The organism is Janthinobacterium sp. SUN120, from assembly GCF_030397735.1.
Classification (GTDB): Bacteria; Pseudomonadota; Gammaproteobacteria; order Burkholderiales; family Burkholderiaceae_D; genus Janthinobacterium; species Janthinobacterium kumbetense.
The window spans coordinates 20,680-44,156 of sequence record NZ_JAPUBW010000007.1 but is presented as its reverse complement, the minus strand read 5'-3'; the positions used below and the strand labels follow the sequence as shown (position 1 = coordinate 44,156).

Genomic DNA, 23,477 nt, shown 5'->3' with positions numbered 1-23,477 from the left:
ATGCTGCTCTGGCTCGCTCATTATTTCCAGGACGACATTGGCCCATTGCGGGTCTTTAACTTCATCACGTTCCGCGCCGTCTTCGCCACCCTGACGGCGATCTTGATCGGCCTGTGCGCCGGTCCTGCCGTGATCCGCATGCTCACGCGCATGAAGGTTGGCCAGGCCGTGCGTACGGATGGCCCGCAAACGCATCTGAAAAAACACGGCACCCCCACCATGGGCGGTGTGCTGATCCTTATCGCCATCGGCATTTCCACCTTGCTGTGGGCCGACCTGTCGAACCGTTTCATCTGGCCCGTGCTGATCGTCACCTTGGGCTTTGGCGCCGTCGGCTGGGCCGACGACTACCGCAAGGTGGTGCACCAGGATCCGGAAGGCATGCGCTCGCGCGAAAAATACTTCTGGCAGTCGCTGATCGGCATCGCCGCCGCGTTTTACCTGGCGTTTTCCGTCTCCATCTCCGAGCCCAATGCCGGCCAGGTGTGGAATCTGATCTACGCCTGGGTGCAGTCGGGCTTCGCCATGGACTTGCCGCCGAAGGCCGATCTGATCGTCCCCTTCTTCAAGACCATCAGCTATCCGCTGGGTGTGTGGGGCTTCATCGCGTTGACGTATTGCGTCATCGTCGGCACCAGCAACGCCGTCAATTTCACCGATGGACTTGACGGCCTGGCCATCATGCCGACCGTGATGGTGGGCACGGCCCTGGGCCTGTTCGCCTACTTGACCGGTAATGCCACGTATGCGCGCTACCTGTTCATCCCGCACATTCCGGGCGCCGGCGAACTGGTGATCTTCTGCGGCGCGCTGGCCGGTTCCGGTCTGGCCTTCCTTTGGTATAACACCCACCCCGCGAAAGTGTTCATGGGCGACGTGGGCGCGCTGGCACTGGGCGGCGCACTGGGCACTATCGCCGTCATCGTGCGCCAGGAAATCGTCCTGTTCATCATGGGCGGCATCTTCGTGGTTGAAACGCTGTCCGTGATCATCCAGGTCGTCTGGTTCAAGTACACCAAGAAGCGCTTTGGCGTTGGCCGTCGCGTCTTCCTGATGGCGCCATTGCATCACCATTTTGAACAAAAAGGCTGGAAGGAGACGCAGGTTGTCGTGCGTTTCTGGATCATCACCATGATGCTGGTGCTGCTCGGCTTGACCACCTTGAAGCTGCGCTGATGATGTACGACGCTAAAACCGCACTGGTACTGGGCCTCGGGGAGTCAGGCCTGGCCATGGCCCTGTGGCTGGCCCGCAGTGGTGCGACCGTGCGCGTGGCTGACACAAGGGAGGCCCCGGAGCGCCTTGCCGCGTTGCGGGCCGCCGTGCCGCAGGCGCAGTTCATCGCCGGCGCCTTCACGGCCGACTTGCTTGACGGTGTCGATTTCGTTGCCGTCAGCCCAGGCCTCGCGCCGGGCCGCGAACTGGCGCAGATTGCGCCGGCCGCTACTGAGAAAAACATCCCCGTGTGGGGCGAAATCGAACTGTTCGCCCAGGCGCTGGCCGCCTTGAAGGCAGAACGCGGCTATGCGCCGAAAGTTATCGCCATCACGGGAACGAATGGCAAGACGACCGTCACTAGCCTGGTAGGCTTGCTGTGCGAACGCGCCGGCCTTGCCACGCGCGTGGCCGGCAATATCAGCCCGGCCGCGCTGGACGTGCTGCGCGAAGTGCTCGATGCCGAGCCTGCGCCGCAGCCGGTGGATGTGGAAGCTGAAGTGGCGGAACCCGCCGCCAGCACTTTGCCGCAAGCGTGGATCCTGGAATTATCCAGCTTCCAGTTGCACACGACGTTCAGCCTGCAGGCCGATGCGGCCACGGTCTTGAATCTGTCGCAGGACCATCTGGACTGGCATGGCGACATGGCCGCCTACGCCGCAGACAAGGCGCGCATCTTCGGCGACCAGACCGTGCGCATATTGAACCGCGACGATGCGGCCGTGATGCACATGGCCGACCCGTTGGTCGAGACCATCACCTTCGGCACGGGCGAACCGGCGGAAGTCGACAGCTTTGGCCTGGTCAATGAACGTGGCATCTTCTGGCTGGCGCAAGCCGTGCCCAGCGAAGAAGTGATCGAGAAAAAACGCAGGAAGAACGATCCGGCGCCGGAACCGGTGCCGACGATGGCGAAAAAGCTGATGCCAGCCGACGCGCTGAAAATCCGCGGCCAGCACAATGCCTCGAATGCGCTGGCGGCGCTGGCCCTGTGTCGCGCCATCGGCCTGCCATTCGCGCCGCTGCTGCATGGTTTGCGCGAATACCAGGGCGAGCCGCATCGCGTGGAGCTGATCACGGCAGTGGGCGAGGTTGAATACTACGACGACAGCAAGGGCACGAATGTGGGCGCGACCGTGGCGGCCCTGTTCGGTCTGGGCAAGGCGTTTGGCGGCGCAGAACAGCGCCTGGTGCTGATCGCCGGCGGCGATGGCAAGGGGCAGGATTTCTCGCCGCTGGCCGAACCCGTATCGCGCTACGTGCGCGCCGTGGTGCTGATCGGACGCGATGCCCCGGCCTTGCGCGCGGCCCTCGAACCGTCCGGCGTGGACATCGTCGACTGCGCCACCTTGCCGGAAGCCGTCAAGCGCGCCAGCAGCCTGGCGCTGGCTGGCGATGCCGTACTGCTGTCGCCCGCGTGCGCCAGCCTGGACATGTTCAAGAACTATGCGCACCGCGCGCAGGTGTTTGTCGACGCCGTGCGCGACATCGCCCTGGAAAACGGACAGGATATCTGATGGCTTTCCAACTGCCCTTCAGCTTTGGTTCCGGCTCGGCTGCCAAGCCGCTGGATAGCCGCGCGCGGCAATCGAAGATGATGGACTATGACAAGCCGCTGGTATGGGTCGTCCTGCTGCTCATGTTGCTGGGCATGGTGATGGTGTATTCGGCGTCGATCTCGCTGTCGGATGCACGCAAGTTTGCCGCCTACACGAACAATTATTTTGTCGTGCGCCAGGCGCTGTTCATCGGCGTGTCGATCATCGTCGGCGCGATGGTGTTCCGCATCCCCGTCGCCACCTGGCAAAAGATGGCGCCGTGGCTGTTCATCGGCACCCTGGTGCTGCTGGTGATGGTGCTGATACCTGGCCTGGGCGTGTCGGTCAACGGCGGCCGCCGCTGGCTGAACCTGCCGGGCCTGCGGCCGCAGCCGTCCGAGCTGATGAAGGTGGTGATGGTGCTGTATGCGGCCGATTACACGGTGCGCAAGCAGGAATACATGCACAAGCTGACCAAGGGCTTCATGCCGATGGCGCTGGCCGTCAGCTTCGTCGGCCTGCTGCTGCTGATGGAGCCCGATCTGGGCGCCTTCGGCGTGATCGTCTGCATCGCCATGGGTATCCTGTTCCTGGGTGGTGTCAACGCTATCTGGTTCGGCGGCATTGGCGCCATGCTGACGGCGATTTTCGTTACCATCATCGCCCTGTCGAAATTCCGCCGCGAGCGGTTTTTTGCGTATCTCGACCCGTGGCAGGAAGACAATGCCCTGAACAAGGCTTACCAGTTGACACACTCGCTGATCGCCTTCGGGCGCGGCGAACTGTTTGGCGTGGGATTGGGCGGCAGCGTGGAAAAACTGCATTACCTGCCCGAAGCCCACACGGACTTTTTGCTGGCCGTGATCGGCGAGGAACTGGGCCTGGTGGGCGTGCTGGTCGTGATCGGCATGTTTTACTGGATTATCAAGCGGGCGTTCGACATCGGCCGCCAGGCGATCGCCATCGACCAGACCTTCGCGGGACTGACGGCGAAAGGCATCGCCATCTGGATCGGCGTGCAGACCTTCATCAACATGGGCGTGAACCTGGGCCTGCTGCCGACCAAGGGCCTGACCTTGCCCTTGATGAGTTATGGCGGCACGGGCGTATTGATTAACTGTATCGGCCTGGCGATTTTGCTGCGCATCGATTACGAAAACCGGATCCTCATGCGGGGAGGCCGGCTATGAACAACGCGACGAACTTGAAAACGACGAAAAGACTGATGATCATGGCGGCCGGTACCGGCGGCCATATTTTCCCTGGCCTGGCGATTGCGCAGACGATGCGCGCGCGCGGCTGGGAAGTGAGCTGGCTGGGCACGACTCACGGCATGGAGCAGGAGCTGGTGCCGAAGAGCGGCATTCCCATGGATGCCATCGCATTTTCCGGCATGCGCGGCAAGGGCTTGGCGCATACCATTCAAGGCGGCTTCAAGATGCTGGCGAGCTTTTTTGCCATCCGCCGTTTCATCGCCAGCCGCAAGCCGGACGTGGTGATGGGCATGGGCGGCTACGTCACTGTGCCTGGCGGCCTGATGGCGCGCCTGAAAGGCGTGCCGCTGGTGCTGGTCAATGCCGACGCGGCGCTGCTGTTGTCGAACAAGACCCTGGTGCCGCTGGCGCAGCAAGTGTGCTTCGGCTTTCCCGCCGATTTCGGCAGCGCCGCCGGCAAGGCCGTCGTGACGGGCAATCCGGTGCGCGCGGAAATCCTCGCCATGGAGCCGCCGGCGCCGCGCTTTGCGGGCCGAAGCGGCCCATTGCGCATCCTCGTGGTAGGTGGCAGCCTGGGTGCGAAAGCGCTGAACGACAGCCTGCCTGCCGCGCTGGCGCTGATGCCGGAAGGCGAGCGTCCGCTGGTCACGCACCAGTCGGGCAAGAAGAATATCGACGCCCTGCATGCCGCGTATGCGCAGGCGGGCGTGCAAGCCAATGTGGTCGACTTCATCGATGACATGGCCAAGGCGTATACCGAGGCCGACCTGGTGATTTGCCGCGCTGGCGCCATCACCCTGTCGGAATTGACGGCGGCCGGCGTGGCCAGCGTGCTCGTGCCGCTGGTGGCATCGACCACCAGTCACCAGCGCGACAACGCGCAATGGATGGCGAAACAAGGCGCGGCGATTCATCTGCCGCAGACGGAAATGAGTGCAGCGTCGCTGAGCGCGCTGCTGGCGTCGCTGAGCCGCGACACTTGCCAGCAGATGGCGCAGGCGGCACTGGCAGCAGGCAAGCGCGACGCCAATGAGGCGATCGCACACGTATTGGAAAAACTGGTATGAGGTTAGCTCTGTGAAGCATAAAGTAAACAATATCCACTTTGTCGGCATTGGCGGCAGCGGCATGAGCGGCATCGCCGAAGTGCTGGTCAACCTGGGCTACAAGGTGTCGGGCTCCGACCTGGGCAGCAATGCGGCGACGCAGCGCCTGGCGAGCCTGGGCGCGACCGTGATGCTCGGTCACGCGGCGGAAAATATCGGCGACGCCGATGCGGTGGTGACGTCGGGCGCCGTCCCGCAAGACAATCCGGAAGTGGCGGCCGCCCGTGCGCGCAAGATTCCGCTGGTGCCGCGCGCCGTGATGCTCGGCGAATTGATGCGCTTGAAACGCGGTATCGCGATCGCGGGCACGCATGGCAAGACGACGACGACCAGCCTGGTCGCTTCCGTGCTGGCGCAGGGTGGCCTCGATCCTACTTTTGTGATCGGCGGCCGCCTGACCAGCGCCGGCGCGAACGCCAAGCTGGGTTCGGGCGACTACCTGGTGGCAGAAGCCGATGAATCGGACGCCTCGTTCCTGAACCTGACGCCGATGATCGAAGTGATCACGAATATCGACGCCGATCACATGGACACCTACGAGCACGATTTCGAAAAGCTCAAGCAGGCCTTCGTGCAGTTCACGCACCGCTTGCCGTTCTATGGCCGTGCCATGCTGTGCATCGACGATCCGCACGTGCGTGCCATCATCCCGTCCGTCACCAAGCCGGTCACCACCTATGGTTTCGCGGAAGACGCGCAGGTGCGCGCCATCAACGCGCGCGCCGTAGGCCTGGAAATGCATTTCACCGTGCTGCAGGAAGGTTACCCGGACCTGGACGTGGTGCTGAACCAGCCCGGCATGCACAATGTGCAGAATGCCTGCTCGGCGATTGCCATCGCGCGCGAAATCGGCATCGCCGACAGCGCCACGCAGCAGGGCCTGGCCGAGTTTTCCGGCGTGGGCCGCCGCTTCACGCGCTATGGCGACGTGGCGCTGCCGAATGGCGGCACCTTTGCGCTGGTCGACGATTTTGGCCACCATCCAGTGGAAACGGAAGTGACCCTGGCCGCCGCGCGCGCCGCCTATCCGGGCCGCCGCCTGGTGCTGGCGTTCCAGCCGCACCGCTACAGCCGTACGCGCGACCTGTTCGAGGATTTCGTGAAGGTGCTGGGCGCACCCGACGTGCTGCTGCTGTCCGAAGTGTATGCGGCGGGAGAAGCGCCTATCGTCGCTGCCGACGGCCGTGCCCTGGCGCATGCGCTGCGCGCGCGCGGCAAGATCGAACCGATTTTCGTCGAGTCCATGACGGACATGGCCGACACCATCATGAGCGTGGCGCGCGACGGCGACGTCGTGCTGACCATGGGAGCCGGCTCGATCAGCGGCATCCCGAATCAACTGACAACGTATCAATCTCACACTGTAAAGGCCTGACGTGAACCAAGCTTCAGCTATCGACGTTAAACAATTGGGCAAGGTCGGCGTCCTGTTCGGCGGCCGTTCGGCCGAGCGCGAAGTGTCGCTGATGTCCGGCGCGGGCGTGCTGGCAGCCCTGAAAAGCCATGGCGTGGATGCGCATGGCTTCGATACGGGCGAACGCAGCCTGGCCGACTTGGCCGCTGAGCAATTTGACCGTGTCTTCATCGCGCTGCACGGCCGCTTCGGCGAAGACGGCAGCCTGCAGGGCGCGTTGGAGCAACTGGGCATCCCGTACACGGGCAGCGGCGTGATGGCTTGCTCGGTGGGCATGGACAAGGTCTATACCAAGATGATCTGGTTGATGCACCAACTGCCGACACCAAAGTACGCGGTGCTGGACGACAGCTCCGACCTGGCCAAGGTGGCCGCGGAACTGGGCTTGCCGCTGATCGTCAAGCCGCCGCATGAAGGCTCGAGCATCGGCATCACGACCGTCAACGAAGCGTCGGCCTTCCAGGCCGCCTACGACATCGCCGCCGGTCTCGATGATTCGGTGCTGGCCGAGGAATTCATCAAGGGCCGCGAATTCACCGTCGCGATCCTGGGCAAGGGCGCCACGGCGCGCGCGTTGCCGCCGATCGAAATCGTCGCCCCGCAAGGCAATTACGACTACCAGAACAAGTATTTTACGGACGATACGCAGTATTTCTGCCCGCCGCAGCTCGATGGCGCGATCATCGCAGAGATGGAGCGCATCGCCCTGGCCGCCTACCGCGCCCTGGGCTGCGAAGGCTGGGGACGGGTCGACGTGCTGATGCGCACGGCAGACAGCGCGTTGTTCCTGCTGGAAGTGAACACCTCGCCCGGCATGACGGGGCATTCGCTCGTGCCGATGGCGGCGCGCGCGGAGGGCACCAGCTATGAAGACCTGTGCCTGGAAATCGTCGCCGGCGCAAGCTTGAAAATGCACAAGGGACAGCGCTGATATGTGGCATGACGCTAAAAGCCTCAATACGACTGCCAACGGCTTGCTGGCCGCGGTTCTGGTCGTGTGCGTGGCCGCCGGCGTCTGGTGGGTGTCGCAGCGTCCCATGTTCGACCTGCGCACGATCAAGGTGGAAAGCGCGGACGACAAGGGCCTGCGCCACGTGAATTACCTGACCCTGCGCAGCGGAACTCTGGGCCGCATCAAGGGCAATTTCTTCACGACCAACCTGGAAAGCGTGCGCGGCGTGTTCGAATCGGTGCCCTGGGTGCGCCGTGCCAGCGTGCGGCGCGAGTGGCCGAATCAGCTGATCGTGGCGCTGGAAGAACATGAAGCGCTGGGTACCTGGGGCGAGGACGGGCGCTTGCTGTCGGTCAAGGGCGACGTGTTTACGGCGAATGTGGCCGAGGCCGAAGATGACCATGAATTACCGGCCTTCGCCGGCCCCGATGGCAGCGAAAAGGAAGTGCTGGCGACCTACGTGCAGCTGGCAAAGTGGTTTGCGCCGTTGAAGATGGTGCCGGAAACCCTGTCGCTGTCGAGCCGCTATGCGTGGACCGTAAAACTGGATAACGGCATGAGCGTGGCGCTGGGGCGCGAACAGAATCATACGACCCTGAAGGCGCGGGTCGACCGGCTGGTAGGCATCTACCCGCAGCTGGCGAGCCGGCTGGAAAATATCGACACGATCGATATGCGTTACCAGAATGGCCTGGCGCTCAGTTCCGCCGGCCTGGTGATACCGGCCGAAGGCAAGGATGGCAGGCCGGCAGCGGCAATCAAGAAGAAAAATGGCAGTCCGATTAAAAAACCGACTTAACCGAATAATCAATTAATCAATTAATAGCCCAAAAAACTAGGCGAAAGAAATGACAAAAGACGCGAAAAACCTGATCGTCGGCCTCGACATCGGCACCTCGAAAGTGGTGGCGGTGGTAGCCGAAGTGATGTCCGACGGGCGCCACGAAGTGATCGGGCTGGGCCAGCACGAATCGAAGGGCCTGAAAAAAGGCGTGGTGGTCAATATCGAGGCCACGGTGGAGTCCATCCAGCGCGCGCTGGAAGAGGCCGAGCTGATGGCCGACTGCAAGATCCGCAATGTCTACGCGGGCATTGCGGGCAGCCATATCCGCAGCTTCAATTCCAGCGGCATGGTGGCCATCAAGGACAAGGAAGTGACGGCGACCGACGTGGCGCGCGTCATCGAGACGGCAAAAGCGGTTAACATTCCGACCGATCAGCAATTGCTGCACACGGTGCCGCAAGAGTTCATCGTCGACAGCCAGGAAGATGTGCGCGAGCCGATCGGCATGAGCGGCATCCGCCTGGAGGTGAAGGTGCATATCGTCACCGGCGCCGTGTCGGCAGTGCAGAACATCGTCAAGTGCGTGCGCCGCTGCGGCCTGGAAGTGTCGGACCTGATCCTGCAGCCGATGGCGTCCGCCGATGCGGTGCTCACGCCCGACGAGAAGGAACTGGGCGTGGTGCTGATCGACATCGGCGGCGGCACGACCGATGTGGCGGTATTCTCCGATGGCGCGATCCGCCATACGGCAGTCATTCCCATCGCCGGCGACCAGATCACCAACGACATCGCCATGGCCTTGCGTACCCCGACCGCGGAAGCGGAAGAAATCAAGATCCGCTATGGCGTGGCCAAGCAGGTCCTGGCCGATCCCGGCGAATCGCTGGAAGTGCCGGGCCTGGGCGACCGCGGCCCGCGCAACCTGTCGCGCCAGGCGCTGGCGGCAGTGATCGAGCCGCGCGTCGAGGAGCTGTTCGCCATGGTGCACCAGGTGGTGCGCGAATCCGGTTACGAAGGCGTGCTGTCGTCGGGCATTGTGCTCACGGGCGGCACTTCCATCATGCCCGGCATGGTGGAAATGGCGGAAGACATTTTCCTGAAACCGGCGCGCCTGGGCACGCCCGAGTATCGGGGCCAGCTGGCCGACGTGGTGCGCAGTCCGCGCTATGCCACGGTATTGGGCCTGCTGCTGGAAGCGAAGAAGCAATACCTGCGCGGCCACATCGTGACGCGTCAGGACGGCTCGGTGAAGGCAGTCTGGCAGCGCATGAAGGAATGGTTTTTAGGGAATTTTTAAGGGCATGACTTTCGCCCGGCAGTACAGGTTTTTTGGCAGCATCGCAGGTACACACACATAACTTTATTTTATATTTAACCGCAGTTTTCAATCTCCAGTTCTCCTACCAATATGAGGCCTGGCGCTTGGAAACCGCATCTGATAGGAGCACATCATGGAGTTCGATATGGTCGATAACACAGCTTTAGGTACCGTCATCAAGGTCGTCGGCGTCGGCGGTGCGGGTGGCAATGCAGTCCAACACATGATCAACAAAGGCATGTCGGGTGTGGAGTTCATTGCCGCCAACACCGACGCACAAGCCCTGTCGACATCGAAGGCCCACAACATCATCCAGATCGGCGATACCGGTCTGGGTGCCGGCATGAAGCCTGCCGTCGGCCGCCAGCTGGCGGAAGAATCTCGCACGCGCATCGCCGATTCGCTGCGCGGCGCGCACATGGTCTTCATCGCTGCCGGCATGGGCGGCGGTACGGGCACGGGCGCCGCTCCTATCGTGGCTGAAGTGGCCAAGGAACTGGGCGCGCTGACGGTGGCCGTGGTTTCCAAGCCATTCTCGTATGAAGGCCAGAAGTGCATGGACATCGCCGACGAAGGCCTGGAGCAGCTGTCCCTGCACGTCGATTCGCTGATCATCATCCTCAACGAAAAACTGGAAGAGATCTACGAAGACGAAAGCATGCTGGAATGGATGCAGCATGCCGATGATGTGCTCAACAATGCGGTGGCCGGCATTGCCGAGATCATCAACGTGCCGGGCCACATCAACGTCGACTTCAACGATGTGAAAACCATCATGGGCGAGCAGGGCAAGGCCATGATGGGCACGGCGACGGCGTCCGGCGTCGACCGCGCGCGCATCGCCGCGGAACAGGCTGTCGCTTCGCCGCTGCTGGACGGCATCGACCTGTCCGGCGCGCGCGGCGTGCTGGTCAACGTCACGGCCAGCCGTGGCTTGAAAGGTAAAGAGATCAAGGAAGTCATGGCCGCCGTGCGCGCGTTTGCCGCGCCGGACGCGTCGATCGCGCAAGGTATCGCCTACGACGACGCCATGGGCGACGACATCCGCGTTACCGTGGTGGCCACGGGCCTGGGCCGCGCGAAGAAAAACATCCAGCTGGTACCGCAGCAAGTGCTGCGCACCGGTACGCACAACAGCCCGTTGACCCCATCGGCTGCCATGGGTAGCGCGCAAGCGGCGACGACGACGGTTGGCGTGGCTACGCCGGCTGCCGGTTTCGACGGCATGAAAGCGCCGGCGGTATGGCGCCGCGAATCGGCTTCCGAGCAGGTGCGCGCGATGGAAAAGAATGGCATGGAGACGTACGATATTCCAGCCTTCCTGCGCAAACAAGCCGACTAATCACAGTGAAAAAAGCCCATGGCGGCGTTGCATAGCCTTGCCCTGCGCATTTTTCATGTGATTAGGTGACCGGAGGTGATCTGATGTCAGCAAACATGACGGCGGCCTGAGGGCCGCCGTTTTTTTATCTTTTTCTTGATGTCGGCCTTTGCCTTTCCTGCCACTTTCTGCACAAATACGGCAAGTCAGGCATACTATCGCGCAGTGTCGGCAGCATGCCGGCAGAACCAGATCACGGGCGCTGTCCGCTCCATGGAACGGGCGGCGCCTTCAACCGACAGTACACAAGGAGTCAACATGACCATCAAGATCGGCGACACCCTGCCAGAAGGCACCCTGGCTGAATTCATCGAAAGCGAAACCGAAGGCTGCGCACTGGGCCCGAACACGTTCAACGTGCAAGACTTGGTCAAGGGCAAGAAGATCGCCATCTTCGGCCTGCCAGGCGCCTACACCCCGACCTGCTCCGCACAGCATGTGCCAGGCTACGTCAAGCACGCCGCCGACCTGAAAGCCAAGGGCGTCGATGAAATCTGGTGCATCTCTGTCAACGACGCGTTCGTGATGGGCGCCTGGGGCCGCGACCAGAAAGCTACCGGCGTCGTGCGCATGATGGCTGACGGCAACGCCGCCTACAGCAAGGCCCTGGGCCTGGACGCCGATTTTTCCAAGCACGGCATGGGCACGCGCTCGCAGCGCTACTCGTTGCTGGTCGACAATGGCGTCGTGACGCAATTGAACATCGAGCAAGGCGGCAAGTTTGAAGTGTCGAACGCGGAAACCTTGCTGGGCCAACTGGCTTAAGTCCCTGAGAAAAAGTCCATGGCGGCGTTGCACTGCCTTGGCGTACTACTCGTACTGCCTGCGGCAATGCGCCTTGCCCTGAACATTTTTCAGGGACTTGTCTTTTTTGACGTAAAAACGGCGCCATCGGCGCCGTTTTTTTATTGTACCGACGGCTTGCTCGCCTCGAACATGGCCGCATCGATGCTGAACGAATAATCGTCCTGCAGTGCGAAATACCGGCGCGCTTCCTCTGGCGCGCCATCGAACAGGTTGCGGATGGCCGCCACTCTTTCGCTTGGCGTGCGCATGCGGGCCACCCACTCGTCGAACTGCATGGTCAGTTTCCACACGCTGCGCAAGCTGTGCGTAAAACCCGCGTTGTCAAACTTGGCGCCCCATTCGCAGCTGCGGTAGTCGCGTACGTGGGACGCGTCGCGCAGCATTTCCACCGCTTGCAGGGTGCTGTCGTAGAGGGCCGTCTTGGGCGCGACGATGTCGACGACTAATAAGGTGCCGTTCGGGCGCAGCACGCGCCACGCTTCTGCCAGGGCTCCCGCCACATCGTTCCAGTGATGCGCGGAAAAGCGCGTGACGACCATGTCGAAGCTGGCGTCGGCAAACGGCAGGCGGGCCACGTCGCCCTGTTGCGTGCTGATATTGTGCAAGCCGCGCTGCACCCTGGCGCAGTCGACCACGTCGAGCATGGGCTGCGCCAGGTCATAGGCGACCACGGATTGCGCCACGGGGGCGACGGCGAAGCTGGCGTGGCCGGCGCCGCAGCCCAGGTCCAGGACGACGGGCTTGCCATGGCGGCGCGCGCATTCCTGCATCAGCACCAGGTCGGCACCTTGCGCGTGTACGGCGCTGCTCAGGTAGGCATTGGCCGTCTTGCCAAACTGTTCGGTAACGACATCGTGCTGCTGCATGGTTTTCTCCTGTGGATGGCTGAGTTCCTGCAGAATAGGGATAAAATTATCCTGTAACAAGACCATAACTTATACTGGTATATCTACTACCATGCTTCCCCGTCATGTCGAACAAACTTGCTGAATTCATCCGCGCCCGGCGCGAGGCCGTCACCCCCGCCATGGCTGGCTTGCCCGGCGGCGGACGGCGGCGCACGCCCGGTTTGCGGCGTGAAGAGCTGGCGCAGCTGTGCGATGTCAGCCCCACCTGGCTGACGTGGCTGGAGCAGGGGCGGCCCGTGTCGGCGTCGGCCAAGATGCTGGCCCGCCTGGCGCAGGTGCTGCAGCTGAGCGCGGCCGAGCGCGCCTATCTGTTCGAGGTGGCAGACAAACATGACCCCAGCCATGGCGCAGGCGAGGGCGGGGGACCCGCCGCCGCCGAGTTGGCCGCCATCGTCGCCGCCATCGACGCGCCCGCGTACATCCTGGACCGCGCATGGAATGCCGTGGCGTGGAACGGCGCGGCGTCCATGTTGTTTACGGGCTGGCTGCACGGCGACGGGGACGCGCCGAACCAGTTGCGCTTCATGTTCCTGGAACCTGGTGCGCGCGATCTGGTCGTCGGCTGGCCCGAGCGGGCGCAGCGCCTGGTAGCAGAGTTTCGCGCCGATATCGGCCGGCAGGCGGACCAAGCGCCGCTGGCCGGCCTGATCGCCGAACTGGCCGATGCCAGCCTTGAATTTCGCCAGTGGTGGGGCGCGCAGCAGGTGCAGGGCCGCGATGGCGGCTTGCGCCAGTTCCGGCATGCGCAACAGGGCCTGCTTGCGTTCAATCAAGTGACCCTGCACCTGGCGCGCCAGCACGACTTGAAACTGGTGATGCTGTTGCCTGTGTCATAAGGTAAAACGGCCGCGCTTGTTATAATCGGGCTGACCGCCTGGCCCTGCCTTTCCAGACCATGCTGTCCTGGCTCCGGCCGTCGCCATGATGACGGTCCCGCTCTTTCGCCAGGAGTCTGTCCTGATACCCCGCAATCCCAACCTGCGCAGCATCTATGTGATGCTGGTCGCCGTCGCCATGTTTTCCCTGATGGACACAGCCATGAAGCTGTTGTCCGCCCATTATCCGCCCATGCAGGTGACGGCCTTGCGCGCCCTGTCGTCGTTGCCGCTCGTCTGCCTGTACCTGCTGTACCGCGGCGCCTTCAAGAACGTGCTGAAGGTGCGCTGGCCGCTGCACCTGTTGCGCGGCGTCCTGGGCGTGTTGATGATCACCCTGTTTGCCTACGGCCTGAAGCGCATGTCGCTGGCCGAGACGTATGCGCTGTTTTTCGTCGCCCCCTTGCTGATTACCGTCCTGTCGGTTTTTATCCTGAAGGAAAAAGTGGACTTCGCGCGCTGGTGCGCCATCGCCGTGGGTTTGCTGGGCGTGCTGGTGGCGCTGCGCCCCGACGGTTCGGGATTCTTTTCGGTGGCCGGGCTGGCCGTGCTGGGCTCGGCCGCCTGTTACGCCATTTCCGCCGTCACGGGCCGCATCCTCAGCCGCACGGACGCCAGCGAAAGCATGGTCTTTTGGCTGATGGTGATGATGGCCCTCGGCGGCGTGGCCCTGTCGGCGCACGAGTGGGTGAGCATCCGCCGCGAAGACTGGTGGCTGCTGGCGGGCTTGTCGCTGAGTGGCTTCCTGGGGCAGCTGGCGATTACGGAAGCGTTTCGCCATGGCAAGGCGTCCAGCGTGGCGCCATTCGAATACTCGGCCCTGGCCTGGGGCATGGCCCTGGACTGGATGCTGTGGCGCGCCTTGCCCGACGAATACACCCTGATCGGTGCGGCCATCATCATCGGCAGCGGCATTTACCTCGTGCGCAGGGAGGCTGTCCACGCCGAGAGTGAGCATCCATGAGTAGCGGTTGTGGTATTTCTGGCGTGGGCCATGCCGCGCCGCAACGAAAATCCGGCAAATAGATATAATCGACAGATGTTAAAACAACGCACCATCAAACAACAGGTCCGCACCATCGGTGTCGGTTTGCATTCTGGCACCAAGGTCGAGCTGACTCTGCGTCCTGCCGCGATCGACACGGGCATCGTGTTTCGCCGCATCGACCTCGATCCCATCGTCGAGTTCCCCGCCAGCGCCATGGCCGTGGGCGATACGCGCATGGCTTCCGTGCTGATCAAGGATGGCGCCAGGGTTTCTACAGTGGAACACCTGATGTCGGCTGCGGCTGGCCTGGGCGTCGACAATATGTATATCGACGTGAATGCGGAAGAAATCCCCATCATGGACGGTTCCGCCTCGTCCTTCGTCTACCTGCTGCAGCAGGCTGGCGTGGAAGAGCAGCAAGCGCCAAAGAAATTCATCAAGGTCATCAAGCCCGTGGAAGTGCGTCACGGCAAGGGTGACGCGGAGAAATGGGCGCGCTTGTCGCCGTATGACGGCTTCAAGCTCGATTTCTTTATCGAATTCAATCACCCGGCCGTCGATGGCACGATGCAGCGCGCCTCCGTCGACTTTGGCGACGTGTCGTATGTGCACGACGTGGCGCGCGCACGCACGTTTGGCTTCATGCAGGACGTGGAAAGCTTGCGCGGCATGGGTCTGGCCCGTGGCGGTTCGCTGGAAAACGCCATCGTGATGGACGAGTACCGCATCCTCAACGCCGATGGCTTGCGCTATGAAGACGAGTTCGTGCGCCACAAGATCCTCGACGCCATCGGCGACCTGTACCTGGTGGGCCACCCCTTGCTCGCGTATTACACGGCACACAAGTCGGGCCACGCGCTGAACAACCAGCTGCTGCTGGCGCTGCTGGAGCAGCCGGAATCGTATGAAATCGTTTCCTTCGATACCAATGAGGCGGCGCCGCAGTCCTATCTGCGCCAGATGGAGCGCGAGTGGTCCTTGACCTGATCTGAGCGACACCTCATTAAACCTACTGCGCGTCGGTATAGGCGGCCTGCGATGCTCACCGGCTCGGCGCCCCCGTACTTCGTACGGTTGCGCTTCTTAGCCACCTCTCCCTTCCGCTCGCTACGGTTTTCTGAGGTGTCAAAATGTTGCCGGGCAGTCTTAATCTTTAGGTTCGCGGTGGTGGCGCACCATATTGCGCAGCGCCGCGATCAACTGCTCGTTCTGCTTCGACGCTGGCAGGGCCGTGCTCAGCTCTTCCAGGGCCGACATGGCTTTTTCCGGCAAGACCAGTGCCCGCGTATGCACGATGGGCGCGATGCTCTTGATCACTTGCACTTTCAGCTTGATGCCTGAAATCTGCCAGCCTTTTCTTTCCAGTTCCCCTTGTAACTTTGGCAATTGCTGCTTGAGCTTGGCCGCCAGCGCCGCGTTCGGCGTGGCCAGCACCAGTTGGCCGCTCTCGAACTGCAGGATGTCGCAATGCTCGAACATGGCCGGCAAGGCCTTGGCGCAATCTTTTTGCAGGGCGGCCAGGCGCGTGACGGTGGGCATCAGGGAAGCCATCGTCGCATTGCCGCGCAGAAAATCGGTTGCGCCCGTGACGGCCGGGCCGGAGCGGGCAAAGCCGTAGCCGCGGCGCGGCGCCGGAGAATAAGTGGGAGTTCGCATGGCCGAAACATAGCACACTCGCCCCCGCGTGACGAGTGCGGCGGCGGGTGCGGTGCAGGCGGGCGGACCGTATTGCCTTACAGTATGGAAAATGTCCGCAATTTCTGCTATTTGTTTGTCATTAAGCTATTGTTATATGGCGCATTACCCCAATCATGTCGGGAACGCATGATAAAATCATCGTCTTTTGCCATAGTCGAACTCCGTGCGGTGACGCGATTACTACCGCGTTGTTCCCTACCGAGCTTTTTTTAACGGCGTTTTTTCAAGAATTCAAGCATGTCATTACTGACCCAGATTTTCGGTAGCCGCAACCAGCGGCTGCTCAAGCAATACCAAAAAACGGTACGCGAGATCAATGCGCTCGAGCCGGCCATCGAAAAGCTGTCGGATGCCGAGCTGCAAGCGAAGACGCCTGCCTTCAAGGAACGCATCGCCGCGGGCGAATCGCTCGATGCCTTGCTGCCGGAAGCCTTTGCCGTCTGCCGCGAGGCCAGCAAGCGCGTCCTGCGCATGCGCCATTTCGATGTGCAGATGATCGGCGGCATGGTCTTGCATTTCGGCAAGATCGCGGAGATGGGCACGGGCGAGGGCAAGACCCTGATGGCAACCTTGCCAGCCTACCTGAATGCCTTGTCGGGCAAGGGTGTGCATATCGTCACCGTCAATGACTACCTGGCGCAGCGCGATGCCGAGACCATGGGCCGCCTGTATGCATGGCTGGGCCTGTCGACTGGCGTAAACATGTCGCAGATGGAGCACAGCGCCAAGCAGCAGGCGTACAACTCCGACATCACGTATGGCACGAATAACGAATTCGGTTTCGACTTCCTGCGCGACAACATGGTCTACGAAGCGCGCGAGCGCGTGCAGCGCAGCCTGAACTTCGGCATCGTCGATGAAGTCGACTCGATCCTGATCGATGAAGCGCGTACGCCGCTGATCATTTCGGGCCAGGCCGAGAACCATACGGACCTGTATCACAAGATCAATGAAGTGCCTGCGCGCCTGACTTTGCAGATCGGCGAAGAAACGCCGGACGGCAAGGGCAAGGTTGAAGTGCCGGGCGACTACACCAAGGATGAAAAAGCGCACCAGGTGCTGTTGACGGAAGCCGGCCACGAAAAGGCCGAAGGCATCCTGATGGAGATGGGCCTGCTGCCGGAAGGCGCCTCGCTGTACGATTCGGCCAACATCACCCTCGTGCACCACCTGTATGCGGCCCTGCGCGCGCATGCGCTGTACTTCAAGGATCAGCACTATGTGGTGCAGAACAATGAAGTGGTGATCGTCGATGAATTCACGGGCCGTCTGATGACGGGCCGCCGCTGGTCCGATGGCTTGCACCAGGCCGTCGAAGCGAAAGAGGGCGTCAAGATCCAGAACGAGAACCAGACCCTGGCCTCGATCACCTTCCAGAACTACTTCCGCATGTACGCCAAGCTGGCCGGCATGACGGGTACGGCCGATACGGAAGCGTACGAATTCCAGGAAATCTACGGCCTGGAAACGGTTGTGATTCCGCAAAACCGTCCGCTGCAACGCAAGGATCGCCAGGATCAGGTCTATAAATCGTCGGCGGAAAAGTACAACGCGATGTTGAACGACATCCGCGACTGCTACGAGCGCGGCCAGCCCGTGCTGGTGGGTACCACCTCGATCGAGAACTCGGAACTGTTGTCGGGCATCCTGACCAAGGCCGGCTTGCCGCATAACGTGCTGAACGCGAAACAGCATGCGCGCGAAGCGGAAATCATCGCCCAGGCAGGCCGTCCGAAAGCCATCACCATCGCCACCAACATGGCCGGTCGCGGTACGGACATCGTGTTGGGCGGTAACGTTGAGAACCAGATCAAGTTCATCGAAGCCAATGCTGAACTGAGCGACGCCGACAAGGCCGCCCAGTCGCAGACCTTGCGCGATGAATGGCAATCCCTGCACGACCACGTGGTCAATGCGGGCGGCTTGCACATTATCGGCACCGAACGCCACGAATCGCGCCGCGTCGACAATCAGCTGCGTGGCCGTGCCGGCCGCCAGGGTGATCCGGGTTCGTCGCGCTTCTACCTGTCGCTCGACGACGCGCTGCTGCGCATCTTCGCCGGCGACCGCGTGCGCGCCGTGATGGACCGTTTGAAAATGCCGGAAGGCGAACCGATCGAGGCAGGCATCGTCTCGCGTTCGATCGAATCGGCCCAACGCAAGGTGGAAGCGCGCAACTTCGATATCCGCAAGCAATTGCTGGAATACGATGACGTCGCCAACGACCAGCGCAAGGTCATCTACCAGCAGCGTAACGAGCTGCTGGAAACGACCGATATTTCCGACATGATCGCTTCCTTGCGTCATGGCGTGTTCACCGACCTGGTGCACGAGTACGTGCCGCATGAATCCGTGGAAGAACAGTGGGATATCAAGGGCCTGGAAAATACCCTGGCCAGCGAATGGCAGCTGGACTTGCCGCTGCATGAAATGCTGGAAGCCGATTCGACCCTGACGGACGAAGAGATCCTGGAAAAAGTGCTGGCCGCGGCCGATGCCGTGTACCAGTCGAAGATCGATATCGTCGGCAAGGAATCGTTCGGCGGCTTCGAACGCAATGTCATGCTGCAAAGCGTGGACAGCCACTGGCGTGAACACCTGGCGGCGCTCGATCACCTGCGCCAGGGCATTCACCTGCGCGGCTATGCGCAGAAGAATCCGAAACAGGAATACAAGCGCGAAGCGTTTGAACTGTTTGGCCAGATGCTCGACATGATCAAGAACGACGTCACGAAACACGTGATGACGGTGCGTATCCAGTCGCGCGACGAAGTCGATGCGGCCGAACAGGCGATGCAGCAGTCGCACGTGGAAAACGTGCACTACCAGCACGCCGAATTCGACCCGAACGCGGCGCCGGAAGAACTGCTGGCTCCTTCGGCCGGCGGCAACATGGACAACGTCGACGACATGAGCGTGAGCATGGGCGTCAAAGTGGGCCGTAACGACCCATGCCCTTGCGGCAGCGGCAAGAAGTACAAGGCTTGCCACGGCAAGCTGGCGTAAAGCCCGCTGCATGGCTTGAACAAGAACGGAGACCGCGGTCTCCGTTTTTTTATGTCCGGCATGCCTTGCCCGGTCCCTGCTCAGGGAAAGGCCCAATATTGCGGCGCCTGCGAGGGAATGCCCTTCAAGCCGCCGCGGTTTTTTGCCCGTTGGCCCGTCTTGATCATGGTGGCGATATCGGTCAGCAGGACGCGGTTGCTGGCGAAGTAATCGTGCCCCATGAAGTTCATGATGACGGCCGAGGCATCGACGAGCTCCATGCCGGGAATGCCGACGACGGGACCGCGGATGTCGCCTATCCTGTCCCAGTCGGCAAAATTGTAGGAGGCGCGGATGGCCTTGTCGTTCGCGGACGCGTACAGGGTGGCGGAGAGCTTGAGGCTGGCAAAGCGGGGGGCGATCTGGTCGCGGAAGACATCGGCATTGATGTCCGGCGCCGCCAGCACCACCTGCTTGAACAGGGGCAGCAGGTCGGGGCGCTTTTCCAGCAGGTTGGCCAGGGCCACGGTCATCGGACGGTTGCCCATGCTGTGGGCGATGAGGTAGATATCGGTGGCCGAGGAGTGCTCCGCGAAATCGGCCAGGAATGCCTGCAGGTGCGCTTGCGTCCATTCGGCGGAATTCTGGTCGTATTCGTAGCCGGCCAAGGTGCCTTTCGATGGCCAGCTGTAGAACACGGGCAGGGCGCCGATATCGAGGTCGACGGCCATCTGCGCCGTGCGCCGGGCGGCGTCATCAAAGGAATTGCTGTAACCGTGGATATAGATGAAGGCGGCGCGGCGTTCCGGTGCGGCTTGAATGCTTGCCTTGACGGTGGCGAGGAAATCCGCGTGCGACAGGCGCGTGGTTCCCTTGATCAGCACATATTTTTGCGCATCGTCGCCGGACAGGATGTCGTACCACGGCGGCAGCGGCAGTTCGCCCGGCGCTCTTTTTTCAGGGATGCTGACGAGGACGCTGCCGTAACTCAGGTGGGGCGCGGCGCGGTTGGGCTGCCAGCCATAGCTGCGGCGGCTGGCTTGGTATTGCCTGTCGGTGGCGTAGTACACGGTGACGTGCACGGCGCCGGCCGGCGGTGGATCGTTACCAGGCTTGGGCATGCCGCTGCTGCCTGTGAGCATGCCGCTGCTGCCGGTCAGGTTGCCCAGGTTGCCGACCAAGCCGCCGATGCCTGACCATGAGCTGTTCCATGGGAAGGTTGGCGGCGGTCGTCCCACCCCGATCGCGGGTGGAAATTCTGCGGCTGGCGGTGTTTCAGCGGCCGGCGGCGCTGTGGATGCCAGATCGGTGGCGTGGCCGATGGCATGATCGGCCGGTTCACCTGGCAGCGTACAGGCCGTCAACGAGGCCAGCAGGCAAAACAGGCAGCATACACACCATAGACGCGACGGGCGTGACGAGCCTGAATCGCTGCGATGCATGCGGTAGGATTTTCCATGCGCCATGACATCCCCTCCCCGGGCGCTTGTGCGAGACGCGTGATCGTCTGTTCCTCTACCTTAGCGCCGCCAGGCGGCAGCGTTCTGATAAATCGCAAGCCTGGTCATGTTGCCGACCCGCTTCGCGACTGCCCTGGCCGGCGCGACTATTCCCTTGCCGCATGTTCACCGGCGCCGCGAAGGCGCTACAATAGCGCTTCCCTTTTCCCTCGCAGAAGAAATCACCATGGCCGTCAATTCCCCCAAGCCCGTCGCCGCCGACTTGAAAGCCGTCGCCGGCATTGAAATCGGTGTTGCCGAAGCCGGCATCAAGAAACCTAACCGCAAGGATTTGCTGGTATTGAAACTGGCGCCGACGGCCACCGTGGCCGGCGTGTTCACCTTGAACCGCTTCTGCGCCGCGCCCGTGCAAATTTCGAAGGCCAACCTGGCCGCCGTGACGGCCGGCGCCGCGCCGATCCGCGCGCTGCTGGTCAATACGGGCAACGCGAATGCGGGCACGGGCGAATCGGGCCTGGCTGACGCGCAGGCCAGCTGCGCCGCGCTGGCCGAGCTGCTGGGCTGCACGCCGCAGCAAATCCTGCCGTTTTCCACCGGCGTGATCCTCGAACCCTTGCCCGTGCAGCGCCTGGTCGCCGGCTTGCCGCAAGCCGTGGCCGCACTGACGCCGGACAACTGGTTTTCGGCCGCCGAAGCCATCATGACCACCGACACGCAGCCGAAAGCCGGTTCGCGCACCGTCGCCATCGGCGGTCACGCGGTCACCCTGACGGGCATCAGCAAGGGCGCCGGCATGATCAAGCCGAACATGGCCACGATGCTGGGTTTCCTCGCGTTTGACGCCACCGTGGCGCAACCGGTGCTGGACCAGCTGGTGAAACAGGCGGCAGACAAATCGTTCAACTGCATCACCATCGACGGCGACACGTCCACCAATGACTCGTTCATGCTGGTAGCGACGGGCGCCGGCAGCCTGGTCATCGATTCCATCGATTCGCCGCACTACGCGGCACTGGCAGCCGCCGTGACCGAACTGTCGACTTTCCTGGCGCAAGCCATCGTGCGCGACGGCGAAGGCGCCACCAAGTTCATGACCGTGATCGTGGAAGACGGCCGCAACGTGGAAGAGTGCCGCAAGATCGCCTATTCCATCGCCCATTCGCCGTTGGTGAAAACGGCATTCTTTGCCTCCGACCCGAACTTGGGCCGCATCCTGGCCGCCATCGGCTACGCGGGCGTGGACGACCTTGATGTGGGTCAATTGAACCTGTATCTGGACGACGTGTGGGTGGCCAAGAACGGCGGCCGCAACCCGGACTACCAGGAACAGGATGGCCAGCGCGTGATGCAGCAAAGCGAAATCACCATCCGCGTGAAACTGGCGCGCGGCGATGCCACGGCTACCCTGTGGACGTGCGATTTGTCGCATGACTACGTGTCGATCAACGCCGATTACCGCTCATGACCGGCCTCGATCAATTCCTGATCCGCGCCGAACGGGTATTGGCGCGCCTCGAGTCGATCTTGCCGCCGGCCTTGCCGGCGACCGACTGGAACAGCTTCGCCTTCCGCTGGCGCCGGCGCCAGGGCGCGGCCAGCCATCTGCAGGCCGTGGCCCACGTGTCGTCCATCGCCTTGGATGACTTGCACAATATCGGCACGCAAAAGGCGCAGATCGAGCAAAATACGCGCCAGTTCGTCAGCGGACGCCCCGCCAACAACGTGTTGCTGACGGGCGCGCGCGGCACGGGCAAGTCGTCGCTGATCAAGGCATGTCTGAACCAGTTCGCCGATCAAGGCCTGCGCCTGATCGAAGTGGACAAGGCGGATCTTGCCGACTTGCCCGACATCGTCGACCTGGTGGCGGCGCGCCCCGAGCGCTTCATCATCTTTTGCGACGACCTGTCGTTCGAAGAGGGCGAGAGCGGCTACAAGGCGCTGAAAGTGGCGCTCGACGGCAGCATCGCCGCGCAATCGGACAATGTGCTGATCTACGCCACCTCGAACCGCCGTCACCTGATGCCGGAACGCATGTCCGACAACAGTAGCTACAAGACGGATGACGACGGCGATTTGCATCCGGGCGAGACGGTGGAAGAGAAAATCTCGCTGTCCGAGCGCTTCGGCCTGTGGCTGTCGTTCTACCCGTTCAAGCAGGATGATTATCTCGATATCGCGGCGCACTGGCTCGCTTCGTTCGGCTGCACGCCGGAACAGATCGCGCAGGCGCGCGGCGACGCCCTGCGCTGGGCCTTGCAGCGCGGTTCCCGTTCTGGCCGGGTAGCGTGGCAATTCGCGCGCGACTATGCTGGGAAACTACCTGCGGGAAAGTTGCCGCAATGAGCGAAGTGAAAGTCACACCAGTGGATGTCGCCGTCGGCATCCTGATGAAGCCGAATGGCGACGTGTTGCTGGGCCAGCGCCCGGCCGGCAAGCCGTATGACGGCTATTGGGAGTTTCCCGGCGGTAAAGTCGAACCGGGCGAAGCCATTTTTAACGCCTTGAAGCGCGAGTTTGTCGAGGAACTGGGTTTATATATCGACAGTGCCGAGGCTTGGTGCGGCGTCGAATACGTGTATCCGCACGCCCATGTGCGGCTGCATTTCTATATCAGCCGCGAGTGGCGGGGCGAGCCGCAAAGCCTGGAAGGGCAGGCGTTCGCCTGGCAGGGCACGGTCGGCGTGGAACCCTTGCTGCCGGCCACCATTCCCTTGCTGGAATGGCTGGACGAGGTACGCCGGGAATCGCTGGCGCTTGCCTGATTGACACTTGTGCCAGCGGGCAACACCATGCTGCGTGCTGGCGCAAGCTTTCCTGTTACTGTCCTTGTATCG

General features: G+C 62.2%; 20 protein-coding genes. 17 read left to right on the top strand and 3 right to left on the bottom strand.

Annotated elements, in window-relative coordinates:
• The 10 genes from mraY to O0879_RS26220 all read left to right on the top strand — a co-directional run bounded on the left by mraY (position 1) and on the right by O0879_RS26220 (position 11,687).
• On the top strand, positions 1-1,176 hold the full coding sequence (mraY, locus tag O0879_RS26265; RefSeq protein WP_077399841.1) for a phospho-N-acetylmuramoyl-pentapeptide-transferase: 1,176 nt from the start codon (positions 1-3) through the stop codon (positions 1,174-1,176).
• Positions 1,176-2,732 (top strand): UDP-N-acetylmuramoyl-L-alanine--D-glutamate ligase, encoded by a 1,557-nt coding sequence (gene murD / locus O0879_RS26260; RefSeq protein ID WP_289919568.1) that lies wholly within the window; start codon positions 1,176-1,178, stop codon positions 2,730-2,732. The genes mraY and murD overlap by 1 nt, the downstream gene beginning before the upstream one ends.
• Positions 2,732-3,943, top strand: coding sequence for a putative lipid II flippase FtsW (gene ftsW / locus O0879_RS26255; protein WP_289900367.1), 1,212 nt, complete (start codon positions 2,732-2,734; stop codon positions 3,941-3,943). The genes murD and ftsW overlap by 1 nt, the downstream gene beginning before the upstream one ends.
• Positions 3,940-5,034, top strand: coding sequence for an undecaprenyldiphospho-muramoylpentapeptide beta-N-acetylglucosaminyltransferase (murG, locus tag O0879_RS26250; RefSeq protein ID WP_289906880.1), 1,095 nt, complete (start codon positions 3,940-3,942; stop codon positions 5,032-5,034). Before ftsW ends, murG begins: the two co-directional genes overlap by 4 nt.
• Before the next feature lie 10 nt (positions 5,035-5,044).
• The gene (gene murC / locus O0879_RS26245; protein ID WP_070222485.1) at positions 5,045-6,448 is read left to right on the top strand and encodes a UDP-N-acetylmuramate--L-alanine ligase; all 1,404 of its coding nucleotides are present in this window, start codon (positions 5,045-5,047) and stop codon (positions 6,446-6,448) included.
• 1 nt (position 6,449) lies between these two features.
• Entirely contained in the window at positions 6,450-7,418 is a 969-nt protein-coding gene (locus O0879_RS26240) for a D-alanine--D-alanine ligase (protein ID WP_289919566.1), read from the top strand.
• 1 nt (position 7,419) lies between these two features.
• Positions 7,420-8,238 (top strand): cell division protein FtsQ/DivIB, encoded by an 819-nt coding sequence (locus O0879_RS26235; RefSeq protein ID WP_099665427.1) that lies wholly within the window; start codon positions 7,420-7,422, stop codon positions 8,236-8,238.
• A gap of 49 nt (positions 8,239-8,287) precedes the next feature.
• Entirely contained in the window at positions 8,288-9,520 is a 1,233-nt protein-coding gene (gene ftsA / locus O0879_RS26230; RefSeq protein ID WP_010394955.1) for a cell division protein FtsA, read from the top strand.
• Positions 9,521-9,674: 154 nt separating this feature from the next.
• Positions 9,675-10,883 carry a cell division protein FtsZ gene (gene ftsZ, locus O0879_RS26225; RefSeq protein ID WP_034748865.1) on the top strand — a complete coding sequence of 403 codons (1,209 nt, stop codon included), beginning with the start codon at positions 9,675-9,677 and terminating at the stop codon, positions 10,881-10,883.
• Between the two features lie 297 nt (positions 10,884-11,180).
• On the top strand, positions 11,181-11,687 hold the full coding sequence (locus O0879_RS26220; protein ID WP_034784976.1) for a peroxiredoxin: 507 nt from the start codon (positions 11,181-11,183) through the stop codon (positions 11,685-11,687).
• A gap of 140 nt (positions 11,688-11,827) precedes the next feature.
• Here the strand turns inward: O0879_RS26220 and O0879_RS26215 are convergent, their stop codons facing one another.
• Positions 11,828-12,595, bottom strand: a complete 768-nt coding sequence (locus O0879_RS26215; RefSeq protein ID WP_289919562.1) for a class I SAM-dependent methyltransferase — start codon at positions 12,593-12,595, stop codon at positions 11,828-11,830.
• Positions 12,596-12,699: 104 nt separating this feature from the next.
• Between O0879_RS26215 and O0879_RS26210 the strand changes: the two genes are divergently transcribed.
• From O0879_RS26210 to lpxC, 3 genes are all read left to right on the top strand, one after another.
• Positions 12,700-13,473 carry a helix-turn-helix transcriptional regulator gene (locus O0879_RS26210; RefSeq protein WP_289919561.1) on the top strand — a complete coding sequence of 258 codons (774 nt, stop codon included), beginning with the start codon at positions 12,700-12,702 and terminating at the stop codon, positions 13,471-13,473.
• Between the two features lie 160 nt (positions 13,474-13,633).
• Positions 13,634-14,476 carry a DMT family transporter gene (locus O0879_RS26205; RefSeq protein ID WP_099668227.1) on the top strand — a complete coding sequence of 281 codons (843 nt, stop codon included), beginning with the start codon at positions 13,634-13,636 and terminating at the stop codon, positions 14,474-14,476.
• A gap of 75 nt (positions 14,477-14,551) precedes the next feature.
• Positions 14,552-15,487, top strand: a complete 936-nt coding sequence (gene lpxC / locus O0879_RS26200) for a UDP-3-O-acyl-N-acetylglucosamine deacetylase (RefSeq protein WP_077399869.1) — start codon at positions 14,552-14,554, stop codon at positions 15,485-15,487.
• Positions 15,488-15,646: 159 nt separating this feature from the next.
• Here the strand turns inward: lpxC and O0879_RS26195 are convergent, their stop codons facing one another.
• Complete coding sequence (locus tag O0879_RS26195; protein ID WP_099665424.1) at positions 15,647-16,156, bottom strand: DciA family protein; 510 nt, start codon at positions 16,154-16,156, stop codon at positions 15,647-15,649.
• A gap of 279 nt (positions 16,157-16,435) precedes the next feature.
• Between O0879_RS26195 and secA the strand changes: the two genes are divergently transcribed.
• Complete coding sequence (gene secA / locus O0879_RS26190) at positions 16,436-19,204, top strand: preprotein translocase subunit SecA (RefSeq protein WP_289919560.1); 2,769 nt, start codon at positions 16,436-16,438, stop codon at positions 19,202-19,204.
• A gap of 80 nt (positions 19,205-19,284) precedes the next feature.
• Here the strand turns inward: secA and O0879_RS26185 are convergent, their stop codons facing one another.
• On the bottom strand, positions 19,285-20,364 hold the full coding sequence (locus O0879_RS26185) for an alpha/beta hydrolase (protein WP_289919559.1): 1,080 nt from the start codon (positions 20,362-20,364) through the stop codon (positions 19,285-19,287).
• Between the two features lie 505 nt (positions 20,365-20,869).
• Here O0879_RS26185 and argJ point away from each other — a divergent pair.
• Genes argJ through O0879_RS26170 form a run of 3 tightly spaced genes read left to right on the top strand, consistent with a single transcriptional unit; the run spans position 20,870 to position 23,405 of the window.
• Positions 20,870-22,108 carry a bifunctional glutamate N-acetyltransferase/amino-acid acetyltransferase ArgJ gene (argJ, locus tag O0879_RS26180; protein ID WP_289919558.1) on the top strand — a complete coding sequence of 413 codons (1,239 nt, stop codon included), beginning with the start codon at positions 20,870-20,872 and terminating at the stop codon, positions 22,106-22,108.
• On the top strand, positions 22,105-22,986 hold the full coding sequence (locus tag O0879_RS26175) for an ATP-binding protein (protein WP_289906890.1): 882 nt from the start codon (positions 22,105-22,107) through the stop codon (positions 22,984-22,986). The genes argJ and O0879_RS26175 overlap by 4 nt, the downstream gene beginning before the upstream one ends.
• Positions 22,983-23,405 carry an NUDIX domain-containing protein gene (locus O0879_RS26170; RefSeq protein WP_289919556.1) on the top strand — a complete coding sequence of 141 codons (423 nt, stop codon included), beginning with the start codon at positions 22,983-22,985 and terminating at the stop codon, positions 23,403-23,405. Before O0879_RS26175 ends, O0879_RS26170 begins: the two co-directional genes overlap by 4 nt.
• Positions 23,406-23,477 lie beyond the last annotated feature (72 nt).

Excerpts from the sequence above, each read along its gene's own strand:
- mraY (WP_077399841.1), top strand. The coding sequence starts at position 1 with ATGCTGCTCTGGCTCGCTCATTATTTCCAGGACGACATTGGCCCATTG.
- murD (WP_289919568.1), top strand. The coding sequence starts at position 1,176 with ATGATGTACGACGCTAAAACCGCACTGGTACTGGGCCTCGGGGAGTCA.
- ftsW (WP_289900367.1), top strand. The coding sequence starts at position 2,732 with ATGGCTTTCCAACTGCCCTTCAGCTTTGGTTCCGGCTCGGCTGCCAAG.
- murG (WP_289906880.1), top strand. The coding sequence starts at position 3,940 with ATGAACAACGCGACGAACTTGAAAACGACGAAAAGACTGATGATCATG.
- O0879_RS26235 (WP_099665427.1), top strand. The coding sequence starts at position 7,420 with ATGTGGCATGACGCTAAAAGCCTCAATACGACTGCCAACGGCTTGCTG.
- ftsA (WP_010394955.1), top strand. The coding sequence starts at position 8,288 with ATGACAAAAGACGCGAAAAACCTGATCGTCGGCCTCGACATCGGCACC.
- ftsZ (WP_034748865.1), top strand. The coding sequence starts at position 9,675 with ATGGAGTTCGATATGGTCGATAACACAGCTTTAGGTACCGTCATCAAG.
- O0879_RS26220 (WP_034784976.1), top strand. The coding sequence starts at position 11,181 with ATGACCATCAAGATCGGCGACACCCTGCCAGAAGGCACCCTGGCTGAA.
- O0879_RS26215 (WP_289919562.1), bottom strand. The coding sequence starts at position 12,595 with ATGCAGCAGCACGATGTCGTTACCGAACAGTTTGGCAAGACGGCCAAT.
- O0879_RS26210 (WP_289919561.1), top strand. The coding sequence starts at position 12,700 with ATGTCGAACAAACTTGCTGAATTCATCCGCGCCCGGCGCGAGGCCGTC.
- O0879_RS26205 (WP_099668227.1), top strand. The coding sequence starts at position 13,634 with ATGCTGGTCGCCGTCGCCATGTTTTCCCTGATGGACACAGCCATGAAG.
- lpxC (WP_077399869.1), top strand. The coding sequence starts at position 14,552 with ATGTTAAAACAACGCACCATCAAACAACAGGTCCGCACCATCGGTGTC.
- O0879_RS26195 (WP_099665424.1), bottom strand. The coding sequence starts at position 16,156 with ATGCGAACTCCCACTTATTCTCCGGCGCCGCGCCGCGGCTACGGCTTT.
- secA (WP_289919560.1), top strand. The coding sequence starts at position 16,436 with ATGTCATTACTGACCCAGATTTTCGGTAGCCGCAACCAGCGGCTGCTC.
- argJ (WP_289919558.1), top strand. The coding sequence starts at position 20,870 with ATGGCCGTCAATTCCCCCAAGCCCGTCGCCGCCGACTTGAAAGCCGTC.
- O0879_RS26175 (WP_289906890.1), top strand. The coding sequence starts at position 22,105 with ATGACCGGCCTCGATCAATTCCTGATCCGCGCCGAACGGGTATTGGCG.
- O0879_RS26170 (WP_289919556.1), top strand. The coding sequence starts at position 22,983 with ATGAGCGAAGTGAAAGTCACACCAGTGGATGTCGCCGTCGGCATCCTG.